Raw genomic sequence first — 20,472 nt, 5'->3', positions numbered from 1 at the left:
AAGCTCCTCGGTCTCTAGTTTCATCTTTTTCATAACGGATGACACTTGTAGGAAGGACTTCGCGGTCAACCTTGCTTTTGGCTGGAACTTTGATAACTGTATCCGTGGCTTCTTTTCTATCAACAGTAACCGTTTCGCTAACCTTACCAGTCTCTGGATTAACATCGTAGGTCGTCGTTGTGGTTACATAGCCATCTTCTCCGTCAACCATCTCAATAGAAGCTCCTCGGTCTCTACTTTCATCTTTTTCATAACGGATGACACTTGTAGGAAGGACTTCGCGGTCAACCTTGCTTTTGGCTGGAACTTTGATAACTGTATCCGTGGCTTCTTTTCTATCAACAGTAACCTTTTCGCTAACCTTACCAGTCTCTGGATTAACATCGTAGGTCGTCGTCGTGGTTACATAGCCATCCTCTCCGTCAATTGTAACAGGATTTTCATTACGGTCTCTAGTTTCATCTTTTTCAAAACGGATATTTGTACTTTTTTCGGCGATGCGTTTTTCTACCTTATCTTTAGCTGGAACTTTTACAACAGTAGGTGTAGGCTGAGTTAGTATTTTTTCAGTTGTTTCTAGTTCTGAGACTTCTCCAGTATTTGTATCTAATTTGTATGTTGTAGTGATTTCCTTAGTTCCATTTTCTCCAGGTATAGTTTCAGGGTTACTTCCTCTTGGATGTTCTAAATCTTTTTCGAACTTAACTTCTTTTGATTCAATATCTCCAACACGAACAGTAGGTTTAGTTCCGACTTTTATGATTTTCTTTTCCATAGGAGTTGTTACTTTTTCTGTAGAAGTATCCTCTACTGCTTTACCATTTTCAATTCTGTAAGTAGTAGTAATAGTTCTGACACCTAGTTTACCTTGACGATTTGAATCATCTACTTTTTTCCCTTTTTCTAACGTGGGGTCCGCCTCGTATTCTGCTTCTATTGGAATATCTTTATGCTCAATCTTATCTTTAGCAGGGACTTTTACAACAGTAGGAGTAGGTTGAGTTAGTATTTTTTCGGTTGTTTCTAGTTCTGAGACTTCTCCGGTATTTGTATCTAATTTGTATGTTGTAGTAATTTCCTTAGTTCCATTTTCTCCAGGTATAGTCTCAGGGTTACTTCCTTTTTGATGTTCTAAATCTTTTTCGAACTTAACTTCCTCTGATTCAATCTCTTCAACACGAACAGTAGGTTTAGTTCCAATTGTTATCACTTCAGTTTTAGGTTCTGTTCTTTTTTCTATTGGTGTATTAGGAGTAGGTGTACCATTAATAGGAGATACATTATATGAGGTAGTCGTAACTATTTTTCCATCTTCTCCTGGGGTCTTTATTTTTCTTTTTCTAACTTCAAGATTATCATCTTTTTCATATATTGTTTTATGATTAATCGTAGTTTCTTGAATTTTATCTTGAGCTCCGACTTTATAGACGATGTCTTGCGCTTTTTTTTCAATAGTAGTTGTGTTGTTTTTAACCGTAACCTCTCCAGTTTTTTCATCTAAAACATAGGTAGTGGTAATTTTCTTAATACCATCCTCCCCTTCACTTTCAGTTACAACATCACTTCCGATAGGTCTATCAGGGTCTTTTATATATTTAATAGAAGACTCAATTTTTTCAGTAACGACAGTAGGTTTAGTTCCGACTTTTATTACCTGTGTTGTGGGTTCTGTTATTATGACCTTCTCGGGAGTTGTTTTAAGAATTGTTTTCTCTCCTGTTTCATACTTATAGAAAACTTTATTCTTAAATGCTTTTGCTCCCAGTTTTCCAGGTGTTACTTCTTTTTTAGTATTTAATTCCATAGTGTCGTCAGCTATGTATTTTGTTTCAAAAGGTACAGCCTCCTTTGTTTTAAGATCAGTTACGATTGTAGTAAATCCTTCCTCACTTATTTCGTCGTCAGTAGACTCAAATGATTCTGCTGATGGAGGTTGTTGTGCTGCTTGGACTTCGGTGCTGGTGCTATTCATAACCGCTGCAAACGATAATCCAATAACAACAGAACCTACATACTTTCCAATTTTCCTAAGAGAATATTGTTTTTTCATGTCTTTTCTATTCATTCTTTATCTCCTTTTTCTCCAGGTATAGTCTTAGGGTTGCTTCCTTTTTGATGTTCTAAATCTTTTTCGAACTTAACTTCCTCTGATTCAATCTCTTCAACACGAACAGTAGGTTTAGTTTCGACTTTTATAATTTTCTTTTCCATAGGAGTTGTTACTTTTTCTGTAGAAGTATCCTCTACTGCTTTACCATTTTCAATTCTGTAAGTAGTAGTAATAGTTCTGACACCTAGTTTACCTTGACGATTTGAATCATCTACTTTTTTCCCTTTTTCTAACATAGGATCGGCTTCGTATTCTGCTTCTATTGGAATTACTTTTGTTTCAACGCTATCTTTAGCTGGAACTTTAACAATAATATTTCCTACTTCATCAACATCAGTCTCCGGTTCCTCTCCTTTACGGCGGGTATCGTCTTTAATAAATGTCACTCTTGTTCCATCAGCATGAACAAAACTTGTATTCAGGATTCCTCCTAAAAATAAAGTTAGCCCGACTATCACAGAACCAAAAATCTTTCCGAGTTTACGTAATGCATAGCGCTTATTGGTATTAGATTTTGCCATTACATCCTCCTTCTAAAAGTTACTACTTAGTATAGCATATTTTCTGGCAAATATTAAACAATATGTTTCATACATCAAACAAACTTAAAATGATATATTAATTATTGAACTAACACTTTAACTATATCGTAATCAATCTCATATATAAAGGATTGCAGACATCTTATCTAAATACATGCTAATATATTTAGATACAAACATTCCAACTTGATAACTTTCACTCATCTTTCATCATTCCTTATACAACTATGCAGTATAAATAGAATAGTTTGCGCATCAGAATGAGACTATTTTAATGTTAGATATTTTGATAAAAAAACATAAATAAAATTGGTGGAATTTAATTCCCTAACTCGATAGAGGATTCTATTTTAAATTTAACAACAGCTAGGATTACACTATAAAAAGCACATTACCACCTGTTCGGCTGGAGAATCTAGTCGATTAGCTCCCTCTTAGTTACAAGCTTAAAGCGATTTTTTAACTAATACTAAACCAGATTAAAGAAGGAACTAGAACATCTGTCTTGTACTAATCAATATGCTATTTTAAAGTTGCAAATAAACTTAGAATGCCATTTATTATATTTACAATAAATAGTTGACTTCGATAGAAACAGAAAATAGAATTCAACATTCTTCCCTACTTATCTGATAATAAATAAGATCCGCAAGATAGCCTTTTCTCTCTACACCATTAACTATCGTTTGTAGATAGGACATTCCAGCCTTCTCCATGACACGACCTGAAGCTGGGTTGAGACTGGCATATCGAGCTTTGACTTTTTGAAATCCTACTTGAGTAAAACAAAAGTCCAAGACAGCTTTTAAGGCCTCTGTCATAAGACCACGACCCCAATAGTTTTTTCCTAAAATATAGCCAATTTCACAAGAAGAATTGTTCTCATCTATTGCAACGATGCTGATATCTCCTATCACTTGCTCTGGGTTCTCTTTGAGACAAATGGCCCATTTGTAATAGTTAGGATTGGTATAGGAGGCAACCCAATTTCGAATGGAGTTTCGAGTGACCTCGACATCAGGATGGGGATCCCAAGTGACGTAGGTTAGATTCTCAGCAGACGAAGCCCAATTTTGAAACATAGCTTCTGCATCACTCTCCACAAATCTTCTCAAGATCAAACGGTCTGTCTGTAATGTTTGCATACCGATAGCTTTCATGATTCCACCTCACTTCCTTATTTCTATGCTCGTAGTAAAAAGGCTCAACTCAGTAACAGCTAGAAAACGAGTTTGTCTTCTAATTTCTTGACGCAGTCGCTGTCTGGTTTGAAATACGCTCTAGCAAGCTTTTTCAAACCTAGTCATCGTTGCAGGGGTAAGACGACGAAATCGAACTCTTCTAGTTACCGATTCTACCTCATTTTCTTATTTCTAAACTCGGGGTTCAAGGTCCCCCGGACCTTCTCGCACTTTCTTATTTCAAGGTGAGAGGCTGAAAACCTCCACTGGATGCTATTCTTGCTCCCCAGTTTCTAAGCAAGAAGCTAAAAAGGTCCCCCGGACCTTTTTACTCCCAAAAGTCATCAAATACGGTGATGGGTAGGTGGCGTTTGTGTTGGCCTTTGTGCCACCAATTTTCGATAGTGATTTGGGCTTCTGGGCTGATTGTTTTGCCTTCTAGGTAGTCGTCAATCTCTTCATAAGTGACTCCGAGGGCTACTTCGTCAGCTAGGCCTGGTTTGTCTTCTTCTAGGTCTGCTGTTGGGATTTTTTCATAAAGGGCTGGATCTGCACCAAGTTCCTTCAATAGTTGTTTTCCTTGACGTTTATTGAGACGGAACAGTGGTAAAATATCTGCACCACCGTCACCAAACTTGGTAAAGAAACCTGTGATATTTTCCGCAGCATGGTCTGTTCCAATGACCGCTCCGCTATGGGCACCAGCAAGGGCATACTGAGCAATCATACGGCAACGAGCCTTGATATTGCCCTTGTTAAAATCTGAAACAAGACTACCTGTCGCTTCAACTGCAGCTGTCATAGCGTCAGCTGATTCCTTAATATTGACGACTAAACTGACATCTGGCTGGATGAAGTCTAGGGCTTTTTGAGCGTCTGCTTCATCGGCTTGTACTCCATAAGGCAGGCGGACAGCGATAAATTTGTAGCTGTCGTCTCCCGTTTCTGCTCGCAGTTCTTCCATGGCCAGTTGAGCCAATCGTCCTGCTAAGGTTGAGTCTTGTCCTCCAGAAATCCCTAGTACAAAAGTTTTAAGGAAGGGGTGTTTTTTCAAGTATCTTTTTAAGAAATCAATGGAACGACGGATTTCTTCCTGGGCATCAATCACTGGTTTGACACCCAGCTCTTGGATAATCGTTTCTTGCAAACTCATTCTTCTTCTCCTTCACCGAGGGCTTCCTTGCGCATTTTGTCAATCAAGTCCATCTTGTCTTGCCATACATCACGCGCCAAATCCACTGGATAGTGCTGCGGATTGAGTACACGCTTGTACTCATCCCAAAGCTTGTCAAATTCCTTACGAGCATAATCCTGAATCTCAGTCAAGCTAGGCAGGTTGTAAATCAATTTCCCGTCTTTGAAGATATCCACCAAGAGAGGAACAGCGTCAAAATTACGAACGGTCTTCTTGATGTAGGTATAAGTCGGATGGAACATCTTGATTTCTGTCATACTGGCAACATCTACGCCGTCATAAGTGATGTAATCACCCTCTGACTTGCCTTTTTCACGACTGGTAATGCGCCACACCTGCTTCTTACCTGGCGTAGACACTTTTTCCGCATTATTAGACAGTTTGATAGTATTACGCATCTTACCATTTTCATCTTCAATCGCAACAATCTTATAAACCGCCCCAAGAGCTGGTTGGTCATAGGCTGTAATCAGCTTAGTTCCCACACCCCAGACATCAATCTTGGCCTTTTGCATCTTGAGGTTGAGGATGGTATTTTCATCTAGATCATTAGAAGCATAAATCTTAGCCTCTGTAAATCCAGCCTCGTCCAGTTGCTGACGGACTTTCTTAGAAATGTAGGCAATATCCCCAGAGTCAATCCGCACACCCATAAAGTTAATCTGGTCACCCAGCTCACGCGCCACCTGAATGGCCGCTGGCACACCGATACGAAGGGTGTCATAGGTATCCACAAGAAAAACGCAATTTTTGTGGGTCGCAGCGTAAGCCTTGAAGGCCTCATAGTCGTTACCATAAACCTGCACCAAGGAATGGGCATGGGTACCCAAGACAGGAATATCAAAGAGTTTACCAGCACGCACATTGCTGGTTCCATTAGCACCACCAATCACCGCTGCGCGTGTTCCCCAGATAGCCGCATCCATTTCTTGAGCCCGACGTGTCCCAAACTCCATCAAGGGTTCATCTTCAATAACCGAGCGAATACGAGCTGCCTTAGTCGCCACCAAGGTCTGGTAGTTGACGATGTTCAAAAGGGCTGTTTCGACCAACTGACATTGGGCTAGAGGGCCTTCCACCTGCACAATCGGTTCATTAGTAAAAACCAAGTCCCCTTCTTGGGCAGAACGAACGGCCAACTCCAACTTGAAATTGCGGAGATAGTCCAAGAATGCCCCATGATAGCCTAGCGACTCCAAATAGGCAATATCACTATCTGAAAAACACAAGTCTTCAAGATAATTCACAATTCTTTCCAAACCTGCAAAAACCGCATAGCCATTTTTAAAAGGCTGCTGACGGAAATAAACCTCAAAGACCGCCTTTTTATTGTGAATTCCTTGGTCAAAGTAAACCTGCATCATGTTAATCTGGTACAAGTCCGTGTGCAATGTCAAACTATCATCTGGATACATACTTTTCCTACTTCCTTAGCTAGAAACCCATGAAAATTTTCAAGAACTTTCATGTATTCCAATAAATTAGTACTATTATATCACATTTTAGCTGGATTGAGAAAAGAGTAACAAGCTATTCACTACTCTCCAGTTCATCCATGTCTTGCTCAAATTTTTTCTGAGCCCATTCTCCATAGCTCTTCAGACCGAGATTGCCTATAAAAACCCAAGGAAGGTAAATGACATAAGTAATGACCCAAGCAGATAGGTATTTAACGTTCAAAGGATTGTGCTGATAAATTTCTATGTTGAATTGATAATTCTGCAACATCAAAAGAACCGTAATCGCCAAGGTTAGAAAAAAACAACCCAAAATCGTAAAATGAAAACGACTATAGTAGGTCACTCCCAGATAACGGGCACGATTGAAAAAGAAGAAAATTCCTACTATCAGAGTATAGACTAGAAAATTCGGATTAAAAAGAGATGGAGCCAACACTGCCACCAAATAGCTTAGAAGTACAAGCCCAATAAAGAGTGAAAAAGACTCTGCCCCAGCTTTATTGATTAGTTGTTCTTCTCTTTCATCAAGTAATTGATAATGAATAAATTTATTTACCATCTTCTTCCTCCCAAAATAATTGGTCTAGGGTTTTCCCTAAACATCTGCAAATGGACTGGCAGAGCGAGAGACTGGGATTGTATTTTCCCGCCTCTATCAAACCAATAGTCTGGCGCGTCACCCCGACAGCATCTGCTAGTTGACCTTGAGTTAAATCAAGCTCTACACGAGCTAATTTTAATTTTAAATTTTTAGCCACCTGCGTCCTCCTTATAGTTTTAATACTCATCTACTCTTAAAAAATCCAAAACCAACAAAAGCTGTCAGCTATTTATTATAACCTCATTAATTAGCACTCCAATATTATCGTCAGCCTAAAATCAGTATGTTGGATTGTTTAAAATAAACTTCCTAGTTTGATATTTGATGTTTTGTTTAGTATTAGCTTTAGTAGGGTCTTTTAAACGAGTTTTGATTGCTTGTATTTTTTATTTAGTTGATTTCATATCACTATTATATAATGCTTTTGGAAATGAGCCTAGTATAAGTCAAAAACGTGTTGAATAGTGAAAGCAGGAGCATACCAAGATGACTGATTTTTTACTGTATTTTAGGTATGCAAAATAATACTAAATGAAACTAAAATGAATACTTCTTGCTTTTCTTGAGAGTGAAAAAGTACAATAAAATGATTGTAGTGATTACCACAAGATACTGACTAATAGACATCGTATTTGAAGCCACAAATACAGGTAAAGAATAAAAAGGAAGAAGTTCAATTGCTTTGATAAACAAATCATTACTAGTATTCATCATCATCGTATTTAATATATTAGGGATAAAGAGTAGTAAAGCTACTAAAATACCAAGCCACTTTTCAATTTGTATAAATAGAAAATGTAAGATAATAGAAAATAAAATAGGACTAACAAAATTGTATTGACTACAATGGCTACTATAAAATCTAATCCTAAATCACCTGGAACACCCAATTTACTTACGATGACTAGTAACACAATACCATTCAAAGCATAGATAATGGAAACTGAGATGGCATATAGAAAATTGGACAAGACGTAAAACATCCGATTTTTCTGTTGATTATAAAATAAACTGATCGTATTGTAGGAAAAATCCCTGCTAATAATTCGATTAGCATGTATAACAGCCATTAACATACCGAGCATAGCATAAAAGTTTGAAATATGCTTGATACCAAGCGATGTCTCTTGAGTCTTTAGAATAAAGAATGTAACCAATATCGGCGGTATAAACGAGATAAGCAAACCGAGATATATTACGCCTGATGAATATAAATCCCTCATATTTTCCTTAAGAAAATTCAATTTATTTAATTTCATGATGGTAACCTTCCTTTATTTTGAACGATTTAGATAAATATCTTTAAGCGTCTCTTTTTTAGTTTCAAAATCAACTACTTTAATAGAGTTTTCGTTAAAAAATTTAAAAAGCTCACTACTTTGAATATTACCAGACATAGTAATTCTCAGTCCCTCTTCCTGAACAATATCCCCAAATTCTTGTTTGGTAATGAAAATGTCTCTATCTGTAGCTGATGAAAAAGCTATCTCAAACAAGAAATTATGACTATCTTTTCCTACTTTTTGAAATGTCAAAAGCCCGCTCTCCAAGAAAAGAACCCTCTCACAAATTTCTTCAATATCTTCTAATTTATGACTCGATATTAAAATTCCCACATTTTCATGTAAAGCTAAATTTTTTAGAACCGCTAAAACTATTTGTGATGATTCAATATCTAAACCATTAGTCGGTTCATCTAAAATCAATATATCAGGTTCCGTAACGAGGGTTAGAAGCAAAGCTAATTTTTGTTTTGTACTCAAAGAATAGGTCTTTACTTTTTTATTAATAGACTGAGTCAAATCTAACTCTTAGATCAAACTTCTAAATCTTTCTTGATTGTAGTCAACACCATATAAATTTGACAAATATTTTAAATTCTCTAAACCTGTTTTAGATAAAAATAATTTTGGTTCTTCGATTAAATACCCAATATTATCACTGCTTATAATATTACCTGAAGTCGGTTGATTATTCTGAGCAAGAATTTTCATCAACGTACTCTTACCAACTCCATTTCTCCCTACTAGACCAACAATTTCACCCTTGTTAAGTGCAAAATTTATATCTTTGAGAATGATTGAATGACCATAATGCTTACTTACATTTATAACTTCCATTTTTCAATTCCTCCATTAATATTCTCGGTTTTCTCTTTGATTCCCATTAATTTTAAAAAGTTGCGCCTCTTTTTAACAACATTATATCATATATCTAACTTAATGCAATATATAAATGTCATTTTGTAAGATTTTACTAGCAAAAAAACTCTCTACCATAAAAAATAGAGAGTGTTAAGTTTAAATATAGGATTTCAAAATATCGATGACATCACTTCTTTGTTTAATTTAATATGCTTTGATACCTAAGCTTCGACTTTATCACTTAAAAAATAAAAAAGGACAGCTAATTTCTTGCGCATCAAGGGATTTCGCCATTCTTTAATCTCGTTTAAGTGTTGTATATGGAGCTTTGCATAATTTTTTAAAACTAAACAACTACATTAAGCACGAACTGTGACGCTGGTTCCATCTTCCTTATAAAGATTGATAAGCCCCTCTTTAAGAGCTCGAACCATGTCTCCTGATTGAACGGGTTGTGGGACTTTAATAGTCAAGAGTTCCATTGGATTTGGAGCACGGTCGATTTTATTGCCTTTGGCATCGTGAAGATCCTCAATATAGGTTTCAAAATGACGGAAACCTGGGCCATAAAACTCAACTTGGTCGCCTTCGTTAATAACGTTCCGTTGACGAATAGTTGCTGTTTGTGTCACATCATCATAAGAAACCACTTCAGCGACAAATTTATACTCAGGAATTTTACGACGAGCACCAAATAACTGCTCATTTTCAGATGGTGTACCATAATAAAAACCTGTTGCTAATTCACGTTGGGCAACCTTCCACATCTCATCGACCAAGTCTTGTTTGATAGCTTCAAACTTTTCAGGACTTTCAAGATATGCATCCACAGCCGCCTTGTAGCAGTTGGTTACTGTTGATACGTAGTGAATAGACTTCATACGTCCTTCGATTTTTAGACTGTCCACACCATTTTCAATCATATCTGGGATATGGTCAATCATGGACATATCAACGGCTGACATTGAAAATTCTTCTGGAATCTCACCCTTCAAACTATTACGTTCTTTCCCAAATGGCATATCGTAAAGGTCGTATTTCCAACGGCAGGACTGAGAACATCCACCACGGTTGGCATCACGCATACTCATGTGGTTTGAAAGAGTACAACGACCAGAGTATGAAATACACATAGCTCCATGGACAAATGCTTCAATCTCAACATCTGTACGTTTGCGAATTTCAGCTAATTCTTCCATCGAAACCTCACGCGCCAAAACGACACGAGTCAAGCCCAGTTCTTTCCAAAATTCAAGTGTTTCATAGTTAGTGGCACTTGCTTGGGTAGAGAGGTGAATTTCAAGACCTGGTGCTTCTGTCGCTGCAATCATAATCAAGGCTGGGTCAGACACGATAACTGCTGCAATCCCGATATCACGCAGTTTACGGAACCACTCACCAGCACCAGCTTCATTTCCTTCGTGCATAACCATATTAGCCGCTACATAGACCTTGGCACCATACTTGGCCGCAAACTGGACACCTTCTTCCATTTGTTCAAAGGTAAAGTTACCTGCACGGCTACGAAGACCATAGGCCTGACCACCGATAAAGACAGCATCTGCCCCATACTGAACAGCTACCTTTAGCTTCTCCAAAGTCCCTGCAGGTGATAAAACCTCAGGACGTTTTAATGTTTTTGTCATGTTTTCTCCTATTTGCAATATAAAAGTTTGACGTATTTCCTTCTCATTTTTATAGTAAATAAGGGATAAAATCAAGCCTAGACAGATTGTTTTGACAATTCTAATCTTTTAATACTCTTCGAAAATCTCTTCAAACCACGTCAGCTTCCATCTGCAACCTCAAAACACTGTTTTGAGCAACCTGCGGCTATCTTCCTAATTTGCTCTTTGATTTTCATTGAGTATAAATACAAACTATTATCCACTCGAACAATTAAGAGATTTAAAATTAAAAGTGTTGATTGATATTTTTGAAACCGAATTTGATTATAAATTCGAAATCAAAAAAATGGAAGAATCTTTAGCGATTGTTCATAATTTGTCCCCATTTGATGAGTTTGAAAAATTATCAATAAATAATACGGACGAATATATGAAAAAAAACATTTTTTTATCAAAAATATGATATAATGGTTTTATATTACGAATAAGGAAGTAGGGAAGAAAATATGCAGGGTGGCACACGCAAGGGAGCGGGAAGAAAACCAGTTTCTGATAAAAAACAGATGAAAAATATTTATCTAACTCAGAGTGAGATTGATGTAATTGATTCACTTGAGCTTGATAACTGTAAGAATTTTAGTCAAAAATGCTCCGAGCTAATTAAAATAGGAATAGACACACAAATGAACACTAAAAAGAAAACTACTTCAAATGATTCAATAAAGTTTATCGACTTATTCGCAGGTATTGGTGGAATCCGTAAAGGATTTGAGGATAAGAACACAGAATGTGTTTTTAGTTCCGAATGGGATAGGTATGCTTCTAAAACTTATGAAGAGAATTATGGCGAAAAACCATATGGGGATATTACTCAAATCAATGAGAAAGATATTCCAGACCATGACATTCTTTTAGCAGGTTTTCCATGTCAGCCATTTAGCCATATTGGTAAGCGTGAAGGTTTTACTCATGAAACCCAAGGAACTTTGTTCTTTGATGTACTTCGTATCTTAAAAGAGAAAAAACCAAAAGCTTTCTTACTTGAGAATGTAAAAGGGCTTGTAACTCACGACAAAGGGAATACTTTAAAAGTCATTATGAGAGCGTTAAAAGAAGAATTAGGCTACTCAATTTTCTATGAAATTCTTGATGCTCAACGTTTTGGTTTACCACAAAGAAGGGAACGTATTATCATTGTAGGTTTCCATCCAGATATAAAAGTAGATAACTTTGAATTTCCTAAAGGAAGCGATAAAAAAGTCCCAGTAGGTTCTATTTTAGAAGATAATCCAACTGGGTACAAAATTTCAAAACATCTGCAAGATACATATCTTTTTAAAAAAGATGATGGCAGACCTCAAATTATTGATAAAACTAGCGAAATTCAGGTAAATACACTTGTTGCAAGCTATCACAAAATTCAGCGTTTGACAGGAACGTTTGTAAAAGGTGGAGAAACTGGGTTGAGACTTTATAGTGAACTAGAATGTAAGCGACTAATGGGATTTCCAGATGATTTCAAAGTACCAGTTTCAAGAACTCAAATGTATAGACAATTTGGTAACTCAGTAGCTGTACCAGTAATTAAAGCTGTCGCTGATAAAATGAAAGTATACCTTTAATCAAAAAATAGCATATCATATTTGAACTGCTACTTTTTATTATTCGTAAAACCTTTGATTTGTACTTTTTGACCTCGTTTTTTACTAGGGTATGTCCATTTAAACGGAGTTCCAAACTGTCCTTTAGATGAATATTTCTTAATATATTCATCAACATACAAATCCCTTAAAATAACCTCAAATTTTTTTAGTATACAGCATTATATCAGCAACTTGAATAGAATTGTTAACTAATGGACTATTGACCCCAAACATAAAGAAGTTAACTAATTCTTTATTGTATTTATGAATTTCATCAACTAATGTGTTATAGGCAACTTCATTATTTTCTTTCAAACCTTTAGCACTACCATATGCTTGAAATTCTTTGAGTGAATTAGCCAATGACGAAGAAGAATCGAGATTAAGGGCAAGAATAATATCATCTACAGCTCCCTCATGGACTGTTACGGTATCCGCAGAAGTATTTTTTACACTAATATTTTTAGTTATTTCTTTTTGTTCAGTAGTAATCGTAAAAGATACATCTGTTTTTGGATAACCACGATTACTTAATTTAGGTATTGAATTAGTTGCCACAATATCTAAAACAGTATCTTGTTCACTAACACCAGAAACTTTTAAGATTTGACTAAACCAATTATAAGTGGAAGATTTAATTGTTTGGCTATGTTTTGCGTGATTATTCCATAGAAGGATATTGTTTTTGTCAGTCAGTAAGTCAACTATACTATCCTCAGCATTGTTTCCCAAAATATTAGCACTAATCCCTTGAGATAGATTTTCGGAAGCATGATTTAGTACAAAGTCTTTTAATTCAGAAAAAGTTAGTACATCATCTAAGAAAGATACATAAGTTTCGCTATGTATCTTATTTGAATAGTCGTTTTTATTTTTTATTTCTTTTTCGGTAATAGAATCTGGTACAACAACAAAGATTCTTGTGACATTCTTATCAACTAACTTGATGTTTTGAGCAAAAAATTCATTCCCATAGATTCTATCAGTTCGAATCGAGCTAGTCGGTTTAACTAACCAAGTTTCATTATCAAAGTCATTGAAAGTAATTGCATAATCCATTTTAAATTGTTTTTCACAATTTTCATATCCAACTGAATAACCTTTTTTTACAGATACATTCAATTTGGGAATCTTTTGGATTTTTTGAAGCAATTCAGACAAAGTTAAATTTGAAGCAGAACCAGATAAAGATTTTTGCTGATTATCAACGTTAAAACTCATAATATTTTTACTCCATATTAGAAAAAAGAAGCTCATTTTAGAGCTTCTTTGGAAACGCTTTGGAGACAATCCAAATATATTTATCTCATTTTAATACTTCATACAGTTGTTAAAATGATGTTAAATCAAGGATTCTTAGCCTAAGTTACTCTTATATTTTATTCCCACTCAACGGTTGCAGGTGGTTTACTTGTAATATCGTAGACGATACGGTTAACATGATCAATTTCATTTACGATACGTACTGAGATTTTTTGAAGGACATCCCAAGGAATTTTGGCAAAGTCAGCAGTCATACCATCAATAGAGGTGATAGCACGGATTGCAATTGTGTAGTCGTACGTACGACCGTCACCCATAACACCAACTGAACGAACGCCTGTATTGACCGTGAAGTATTGCCAAATATCGCGGTCAAGACCAGCCTTTGCAATTTCTTCACGGAGGATAGCGTCTGACTCACGAACAGTTTCTAGTTTTTCCTCAGTGATTTCTCCCATGACACGGATAGCAAGTCCTGGTCCTGGGAATGGTTGGCGCCATACGATATGGTCTGGCATACCAAGCTCTGTACCAAGGGCACGAACTTCATCTTTATAGAGAGTGTTGAGTGGTTCGATCAATTCAAACTGCATATCTTCTGGAAGACCACCCACGTTGTGGTGTGACTTGATAGTTTGAGCTGTATCCGTACCAGACTCAATCACGTCTGTGTATAAGGTACCTTGAGCAAGGAATTTCACATCTTTGAGCTTGCTTGCTTCGTCATCGAATACATAGACAAACTCATTACCAATGATTTTACGTTTTTGTTCAGGGTCAGAAACGCCAGCAAGTTTGTCAAGGAAACGTTTAGCAGCATCTGCTTTGACGATATTCAAACCAAACTTACCACCAAGCATGTCCATAACTTGGTCCGCTTCTCCTTTACGAAGAAGACCGTGATCCACGAAGATACAGATCAATTGATCGCCAATCGCTTTTTGGAGAAGAACTCCAACAACTGAAGAGTCAACACCACCTGATAGACCAAGAAGGACACGTTTATCACCGACGGTTTCACGAATTTTTTGGATCTGCATATCAATGAAGTTATCCATTGACCAGTCGCCTTTAGCCTTACAAATGTTGAGAGCAAAATTACGAAGGATATCATTCCCGTATACAGAATGACGAACTTCTGGGTGGAATTGGATACCGTAAATGTGTTTATCTGGGTTTTCGATGGCTGCGTATGGGCAGTCAGCTGATGTACCTGTACGAACAAAGTCAGAAGGAATCTCAGTAACCGCATCACCATGGCTCATCAATACAGTTTGTTCATCAGGTGTTGATTCAAAAAGAGCTGATGGTGTGTGAGTAAGAGTTGATTGACCGTATTCACGATTTCCAGCGTCACCTGCAGGGACAACTTTTCCTCCAAGTTTATGGGTCAATAACTGCATACCGTAACAAATTCCCAAAATAGGAATTCCGAGTTCGAAGATTTCTGGGTCAATATCGAATGAACCATCTTCATATACAGAGTTTGGACCACCTGAAAGGATGATTCCTACAGGATTGATTTCACGAACTTCAGCAGCTGAAATTTTATGGCTTTTTAGTTCTGAAAACACACCAATCTCACGGATACGGCGTGAAATCAGCTGGTTGTATTGGCTACCATAATCCAATACGATGATTTTTTCTACATCTTGCAAATCAGTTGAAATGTTGCTCATCTTTTTCCTTTCTCAAAAGAAATATCTTTTTTCAATATTCTATCACAAATAAGGGCGAATTACCAACTAAACAAGGCGAAGTTTGACTTTTTCTAGTTTATTGGGGTACAATAGAGAAAAGATAGAAATGAAGTGAAAATATGCTACCTGCTTATATGAAAATCCATGATCAGATTAAAAAGGATATTGACGATCACCGTTGGGCTATTGGGGAGAGGCTTCCTAGTGAACGAGATTTAGCAGAGCAGTTTGCAGTCAGTCGCATGACCCTTCGCCAAGCTGTATCTCTATTAGTTGAAGAAGGTGTCTTAGAGCGCCGTGTAGGAAGCGGCACCTTTGTTTCCAGTACTCGAGTACAAGAAAAGATGCGAGGGACAACCAGTTTTACTGAAATTGTTAAGTCCCAAGGTAAAGTTCCCTCTAGCCAGCTCATTTCCTACAGAAAAACCATTCCCAATGAGCAGGAAGTTGCCAAGCTAGGAATTTCTCCAACAGAGAATATTATCCGAATGGAGCGGGTACGCTATGCCGACAAAGTTCCTCTGGTTTATGAAGTTGCTTCTATTCCTGAAAAATTCATTAAGGACTTTAAAAAAGAAGAAATCACCAGTCATTTCTTCCAAACCTTGCAAAAACATGGCTACCGTATTGGTAAATCACAACAGACCATTTATTCTCGCCTTGCTAAAGAAAAAATTGCCCACTATTTAGAAGTTGAAAAAGGACATGCTATTCTTGGTTTGACTCAGGTTTCCTACCTAGAAGATGGTACTGCATTTGAATACGTAAAAAGTCAATATGTAGGCGAACGCTTTGAATTTTATCTTGAAAATAATTAGATTATTATGCAAAAACTCTCTGTCACGGATGACAAAGAGTCTTTTTATTTTTCTAAGAGTAAATCTTTCAACGAAATCAAAGTTACAGCAAACAATATCATTGCCATACCAAGAAAATCAATGGGATAAAATTGTTCATTCATGATTAAGAAGGCAAAGAAAACAGCCGAAATTGGCTCAATTAAAGCCAACAAACTTGACTTAACCGGTCCTATCAGACTGGCTCCTTTTAGAAAGGCTGTATAGGCAAAGACAGTCCCGATAAGGACAATGCCCGCAAATGCAGGGAGAAAATCAAGACTAGTTAGGATAGTAGCCTCTAGAACTCCTGTAAAAGGAAGGGCGACCAAACCTGCTATGACCATTCCCACACCAATGACCAAGCTGCTCCCCCACTTCTTAATCAAGGCTATGGGTAAAATAATATAAAGTGCGTAAGTCAGAGCAGAAAAGAGCCCCCAGAACAGACCTGCAGGTGTCATAGATAACTGGTCCAACTGCCCATGAGTGGCGATCAGGAAGGTCCCTCCGATGGCTAATATGATAGAAACTATCTCTCCCAGTGTTGGCGCCACCTTATCTTTGATACAGCTATAAATCAAAATCCCGACAGGACAAACATACTGAAGCACAGTCGCTGTTCCTGCATTGGTTTCCTGAATAGCAGTTAGATAGGCGAATTGGTTGAGGAAGAGGCCAATTAGAGCAAAAATAAGAAGAGACAGCAAACTCTTTCTATCCTTTAAAAAGGCCAGCATTTTATCCTTTGCAGTAGCATAAGCCAAGAGCATAAGAATCCCACCGGCGATTAGAAGACGCAAGTTGGTCAAGACCAGAGACAAAATCCCGTGTGCCATCAGGTATTGGCCACTCGTTCCTGACAAGCCCCAAGCAATCCCAGCCACAACTGTTAATAGAGTCCCTTTTAAACTGTTTGACATATCTCTCCTTACTCTTCTTTGCGAATCAAGTTCATCACTTGATTGCGTTCTACAATCCATTGAGCCCTCTCATCCTTTTCATAGGTACGATTCGATAGGAAAATGGCCGCTTCTTGCTTCTGGCGATTCCACATGATAAAGGTACCTGTATAGCCCGTATGGTCTAGCCAATCTCCTGCCAAATTCCACGCCAAAGAACGTTCCTTGTCATCCAAAGGTGAAAAATTTTGACTCAAATCTCTTGCAAAATCATCTGCTAAATAGTGTTCTAAAAAGATTTGTAAATCCTTTACAGTCGAAAACAAACCAGCACTACCTGCATGTCTGCCCAAGAGGCGAGCCTTGGGATCATGTACCAGACCTGCCTCGACACCTCTAACTGTTGGAACAGCAAGCTCAACAGGTCCAAATTGGGTTTCCGTCATTCCCCACGGTTTCCAAACTTGTTCTTGTAAAATTACATCCAGTTCTTGATTAAAGATTCTTTCCAAAATAAAGCCCAACAGCAAAAAATGGACATCTGAATAAAGAAAGGCTGGCTGACTTCGTCTCTTGAGATGAAACATCGCTTTCTTTAATTCAGGGGCTGTTAAAAGATCACGATTGGGAATAAAAGGATCAAGATCTGTTGCGTGAGTCAAGAGCTGACGAATAGTGATGTCTGGATAATCACTCTCAGCTAAAAAATCGGTTACCGGTCTGTCAATATCTAATTTGCCTTTTTCCCACAAAAAGGTAAAAACCGTACCAGCCCCAACAACCTTGCTGACACTAGCTAGGTCATAAACTAGTCCTGCCTCAGTCTGCAAGCCATGCTCTGGGTGACTCTGGCCAATATAGAACTCCGTCCATTGATTGTCCTTAAAATACGCAAAAGAGGCTCCGGGATAAATCCCTGCCTCGATTTGTTCTTCTATTTTTTTAATAATCTGGGTCCACTTCATACTTCTTCAAACCACAATTCAACATTATTTCTATCTTTTCCAAGGAAGAATTTTTCAGACTTAGGAATAAAATATTCTGTAGACTCAAACTTCTGGCGAAGACTTGATATATCTAGTTCATTGACCAAGAACTTGAGCATAGATAAGTCCCAGGTAACCGTATTGTCCACAGTCAAATCCTTCCCCTGAGCTGGAATAAAATCAAGGGATGCCCCAATTTCAGATGGTTCCAAGAAACTTTCGATATCAATCGAGAGATGTAATTCCATGAAAATTTCAAATTTACTTAAAGAGATTGATGCCAAATCTGTTTGAAATTCAGGCTTTTCTCCTACTTCTACTAGACTTGCTCTGTCATCTTCTGCATGAATCAAAATCAAATCATCTTCTGGTGAAAAAATTTCAAAAGCGTAGCCATTTTGACCTTTATATAATCGATGAATCGAATCTGTTTTAGATAAGAGTCCCTCGATTTCTAAGGGATTTTCCACCTTGATAATCAATCTAGCCAGTTTTTTTCGTCCCTCTACCTTACGAGTACGCATGCTTGGTGCTTCTTCTAAAACCAGCTTTTCAAGACCTGTTTGGTCCCCTAGTGATAGGAAGGCTGATTCCTCTAACAAGGCCTTCATGCCAAGGGTTTCAATATAAAATGTTTCATTTAATTTTCTATTATTAACTTTTAAAGTAGGAATAATCCGTACAATCTGATTTACATTCATAAATTCCTCCATCACTTTTTATTTTAAAGGATTTTAGAATTTTTTACAAGATATTATGCTCAAATTTAACTTTATTTAGCTATTTAGTAAAGATAGCCTTTCAAGGCTTTTGTCAAAACCTGATAACCAGCAACACTGAGGTGCAGTCCATCAGTTGTATATTCTTTTTTTAGTTGGCCCGCCTGGTCTGTCAAACTGTCAAAAACTGACAAAAATTCCACCTGCATATAGGCAGAAGCAAGCTCTTGATAGGCGTGATTCCTGTTCTGAATTTTTTCATTCGTGCGGATATAGACTGTCTGCTTATACTCCTCGCCTTCATTAACTGGCAAAATGGAAAGTAATTTTATCTCAGTCAGTGGATAATCGCGAGCAATGGATTGATGATAGCTTCGAGATTATTGAGAGCCTCATTCACAGGCACATCTTTTCCAATATCGTTCGTCCCAATTAAAAGGACAATTTTATCTACCTCCCCACCGTACAGATGCGCATCCAGATTCTCTAATAACAGTCCTGTCTGATAGCCACAAATTCCTCGATTGACAATTGTCTTTGAAGTCCCAAACAACTCCTGCAGAGGATAATATTCGACAATGGAATCCCCAATAAAAAGAATATCTGGCTCTACAACTGAAACCTGATTTAGGTGACGATACTTGGTTTGGATTTTTTCTTGTTCCTTTAGTAACCAATTTTCTAATAACTGTACTGCTACTTCATTCTCCTTTTTCTAACCAGTTTTCCAATACTTGGTAAACTCCTCCTTGGCTATTGGCTGGCGCTAGAGCCGTCGCCACAGCTTTGGCTTTGTCATCAGCATTTTCCATCGCATAGGCAATTCCAGCCATTTCAAGCATTTCAACATCATTTTCACTATCGCCAAAAGCCATGATTTGTTGGGGGTTCAAGTCCCAACGCTTGAGTAATTCTTCCAAGCCCCATGCTTTATGAATTCCAACTTGGAGGATATCAATGCAACCATAGCCACTCGATACAGCCCGAACACGGCCATCAAAGAGGTCATTGATTTCTTCCAATACCGAATTCAAACGTTCCTCACCAACAACCATACTCATCTTGAGCACACCACCAAAGAGGTCAGAGGTTAATTCATCCACAAAATTCATTCGTTGGTAGAATTCTTCAATCATTTCTGGAGTCATAAAACTTTCAAGGTCTGTAAAAATGGTACCTTCCTTGACGAAACCACCCTTCATCCCTGTTACAACAAATTGATCCTGACACGCTCGACCCTCGAAATGAGCCAAAGCCTTATCGACAATGGCATCATCCCAAGTCTGAGCCTGAATCAATTCATTGTTTTCAAAAATATGAGCACCATTAGCAACCACCAGAACCACTCGATCCACCAAGTGCTCCAGGAGTTGCCTCATGCGGTGAATTTCATTCCCCGTCGCGATGACAAAACGAATCCCCCTTTGATCCAACTGATCCACAATCTTTTCCAAGCGTGGGAGATCAAGCTGGCCTCTAGCATCCAGCAAGGTCCCATCCATATCTGTCGCAATTACCTTAATCGTCATTTACTTTCCTCTTGATTAGACTTCCTGCAAAAC

Annotated in this window: 16 protein-coding genes and 4 pseudogenes; 2 read left to right on the top strand and 18 right to left on the bottom strand. The window is 37.6% G+C overall.

Features of this window, described 5'->3' with window-relative positions; all coding sequences use genetic code 11:
* From HT715_RS07810 to HT715_RS07760, 10 genes and pseudogenes are all read right to left on the bottom strand, one after another.
* The coding region (locus HT715_RS07810) for a PspC-related protein choline-binding protein 1 (protein WP_172922888.1) at positions 1-2,065 on the bottom strand (2,065 nt) is incomplete at its 3' end.
* Between the two features lie 14 nt (positions 2,066-2,079).
* A pseudogene (locus HT715_RS11970) lies at positions 2,080-2,421 on the bottom strand (G5 domain-containing protein); the annotation flags it as partial.
* Between the two features lie 839 nt (positions 2,422-3,260).
* Positions 3,261-3,812 (bottom strand): GNAT family N-acetyltransferase, encoded by a 552-nt coding sequence (locus HT715_RS07800; protein ID WP_050262051.1) that lies wholly within the window; start codon positions 3,810-3,812, stop codon positions 3,261-3,263.
* Between the two features lie 349 nt (positions 3,813-4,161).
* Complete coding sequence (gene nadE, locus HT715_RS07795) at positions 4,162-4,986, bottom strand: ammonia-dependent NAD(+) synthetase (protein WP_050262052.1); 825 nt, start codon at positions 4,984-4,986, stop codon at positions 4,162-4,164.
* Positions 4,983-6,443 (bottom strand): nicotinate phosphoribosyltransferase, encoded by a 1,461-nt coding sequence (locus HT715_RS07790; RefSeq protein ID WP_138707333.1) that lies wholly within the window; start codon positions 6,441-6,443, stop codon positions 4,983-4,985. The genes nadE and HT715_RS07790 overlap by 4 nt, the downstream gene beginning before the upstream one ends.
* Positions 6,444-6,558: 115 nt before the next feature.
* Positions 6,559-7,047: a DUF6773 family protein gene (locus HT715_RS07785; protein WP_138706315.1), complete on the bottom strand. Its 489-nt coding sequence runs from the start codon at positions 7,045-7,047 to the stop codon at positions 6,559-6,561.
* Positions 7,037-7,246, bottom strand: a complete 210-nt coding sequence (locus tag HT715_RS07780) for a helix-turn-helix transcriptional regulator (protein ID WP_020902217.1) — start codon at positions 7,244-7,246, stop codon at positions 7,037-7,039. The genes HT715_RS07785 and HT715_RS07780 overlap by 11 nt, the downstream gene beginning before the upstream one ends.
* Before the next feature lie 380 nt (positions 7,247-7,626).
* Positions 7,627-8,348, bottom strand: a pseudogene (locus tag HT715_RS11965) (hypothetical protein).
* 15 nt (positions 8,349-8,363) lie between these two features.
* Positions 8,364-9,256 (bottom strand): annotated as a pseudogene (locus HT715_RS11960) (ABC transporter ATP-binding protein).
* Positions 9,257-9,592: 336 nt separating this feature from the next.
* Positions 9,593-10,879, bottom strand: a complete 1,287-nt coding sequence (locus tag HT715_RS07760; protein WP_138706313.1) for a U32 family peptidase — start codon at positions 10,877-10,879, stop codon at positions 9,593-9,595.
* 488 nt (positions 10,880-11,367) lie between these two features.
* Between HT715_RS07760 and HT715_RS07750 the strand changes: the two genes are divergently transcribed.
* A complete protein-coding gene (locus tag HT715_RS07750; RefSeq protein WP_050208599.1) occupies positions 11,368-12,483 on the top strand; it encodes a DNA cytosine methyltransferase in 1,116 nt (371 codons plus the stop codon).
* A gap of 29 nt (positions 12,484-12,512) precedes the next feature.
* On the opposite strand, the gene HT715_RS12285 is transcribed toward HT715_RS07750, so the two are convergent.
* The 3 genes from HT715_RS12285 to guaA all read right to left on the bottom strand — a co-directional run bounded on the left by HT715_RS12285 (position 12,513) and on the right by guaA (position 15,446).
* Entirely contained in the window at positions 12,513-12,644 is a 132-nt protein-coding gene (locus HT715_RS12285; protein ID WP_171043171.1) for an MspI family type II restriction endonuclease, read from the bottom strand.
* Positions 12,645-12,660: 16 nt separating this feature from the next.
* The gene (locus HT715_RS07745) at positions 12,661-13,725 is read right to left on the bottom strand and encodes an MspI family type II restriction endonuclease (RefSeq protein ID WP_252306330.1); all 1,065 of its coding nucleotides are present in this window, start codon (positions 13,723-13,725) and stop codon (positions 12,661-12,663) included.
* Between the two features lie 158 nt (positions 13,726-13,883).
* Positions 13,884-15,446, bottom strand: a complete 1,563-nt coding sequence (gene guaA, locus HT715_RS07740; protein WP_138707197.1) for a glutamine-hydrolyzing GMP synthase — start codon at positions 15,444-15,446, stop codon at positions 13,884-13,886.
* 140 nt (positions 15,447-15,586) lie between these two features.
* Between guaA and HT715_RS07735 the strand changes: the two genes are divergently transcribed.
* The gene (locus HT715_RS07735; RefSeq protein WP_138702030.1) at positions 15,587-16,285 is read left to right on the top strand and encodes a GntR family transcriptional regulator; all 699 of its coding nucleotides are present in this window, start codon (positions 15,587-15,589) and stop codon (positions 16,283-16,285) included.
* Positions 16,286-16,329: 44 nt separating this feature from the next.
* On the opposite strand, the gene HT715_RS07730 is transcribed toward HT715_RS07735, so the two are convergent.
* From HT715_RS07730 to HT715_RS07710, 5 genes and pseudogenes are all read right to left on the bottom strand, one after another.
* Positions 16,330-17,226: a DMT family transporter gene (locus HT715_RS07730; RefSeq protein WP_054392804.1), complete on the bottom strand. Its 897-nt coding sequence runs from the start codon at positions 17,224-17,226 to the stop codon at positions 16,330-16,332.
* An 8-nt stretch (positions 17,227-17,234) separates the two neighbouring features.
* Positions 17,235-18,170, bottom strand: a complete 936-nt coding sequence (locus HT715_RS07725) for a serine hydrolase domain-containing protein (RefSeq protein WP_054392805.1) — start codon at positions 18,168-18,170, stop codon at positions 17,235-17,237.
* The gene (locus tag HT715_RS07720; RefSeq protein WP_054392806.1) at positions 18,167-18,892 is read right to left on the bottom strand and encodes a CppA family protein; all 726 of its coding nucleotides are present in this window, start codon (positions 18,890-18,892) and stop codon (positions 18,167-18,169) included. The genes HT715_RS07725 and HT715_RS07720 overlap by 4 nt, the downstream gene beginning before the upstream one ends.
* Positions 18,893-18,975: 83 nt before the next feature.
* A pseudogene (locus HT715_RS07715) lies at positions 18,976-19,562 on the bottom strand (SGNH/GDSL hydrolase family protein).
* 49 nt (positions 19,563-19,611) lie between these two features.
* Positions 19,612-20,439, bottom strand: a complete 828-nt coding sequence (locus tag HT715_RS07710) for an HAD family hydrolase (protein ID WP_054392807.1) — start codon at positions 20,437-20,439, stop codon at positions 19,612-19,614.
* Positions 20,440-20,472 lie beyond the last annotated feature (33 nt).

Origin of the sequence: Streptococcus sp. 4155 (genome assembly GCF_013276695.1) — a bacterium.
Taxonomy (GTDB): Bacteria; Bacillota; Bacilli; order Lactobacillales; family Streptococcaceae; genus Streptococcus; species Streptococcus pseudopneumoniae.
The sequence above is the reverse complement of the archived record's forward strand: the minus strand, read 5'-3'. Positions and strand labels throughout refer to the sequence as shown.

What these genes read in the sequence shown, in the direction of transcription:
- HT715_RS07800 (WP_050262051.1), bottom strand. Translation starts at nt 3,812, where the DNA reads ATGAAAGCTATCGGTATGCAAACATTACAGACAGACCGTTTGATCTTG.
- nadE (WP_050262052.1), bottom strand. Translation starts at nt 4,986, where the DNA reads ATGAGTTTGCAAGAAACGATTATCCAAGAGCTGGGTGTCAAACCAGTG.
- HT715_RS07790 (WP_138707333.1), bottom strand. Translation starts at nt 6,443, where the DNA reads ATGTATCCAGATGATAGTTTGACATTGCACACGGACTTGTACCAGATT.
- HT715_RS07785 (WP_138706315.1), bottom strand. Translation starts at nt 7,047, where the DNA reads ATGGTAAATAAATTTATTCATTATCAATTACTTGATGAAAGAGAAGAA.
- HT715_RS07760 (WP_138706313.1), bottom strand. Translation starts at nt 10,879, where the DNA reads ATGACAAAAACATTAAAACGTCCTGAGGTTTTATCACCTGCAGGGACT.
- HT715_RS07750 (WP_050208599.1), top strand. Translation starts at nt 11,368, where the DNA reads ATGCAGGGTGGCACACGCAAGGGAGCGGGAAGAAAACCAGTTTCTGAT.
- HT715_RS07745 (WP_252306330.1), bottom strand. Translation starts at nt 13,725, where the DNA reads ATGAGTTTTAACGTTGATAATCAGCAAAAATCTTTATCTGGTTCTGCT.
- guaA (WP_138707197.1), bottom strand. Translation starts at nt 15,446, where the DNA reads ATGAGCAACATTTCAACTGATTTGCAAGATGTAGAAAAAATCATCGTA.
- HT715_RS07735 (WP_138702030.1), top strand. Translation starts at nt 15,587, where the DNA reads ATGCTACCTGCTTATATGAAAATCCATGATCAGATTAAAAAGGATATT.
- HT715_RS07730 (WP_054392804.1), bottom strand. Translation starts at nt 17,226, where the DNA reads ATGTCAAACAGTTTAAAAGGGACTCTATTAACAGTTGTGGCTGGGATT.
- HT715_RS07725 (WP_054392805.1), bottom strand. Translation starts at nt 18,170, where the DNA reads ATGAAGTGGACCCAGATTATTAAAAAAATAGAAGAACAAATCGAGGCA.
- HT715_RS07720 (WP_054392806.1), bottom strand. Translation starts at nt 18,892, where the DNA reads ATGAATGTAAATCAGATTGTACGGATTATTCCTACTTTAAAAGTTAAT.
- HT715_RS07710 (WP_054392807.1), bottom strand. Translation starts at nt 20,439, where the DNA reads ATGACGATTAAGGTAATTGCGACAGATATGGATGGGACCTTGCTGGAT.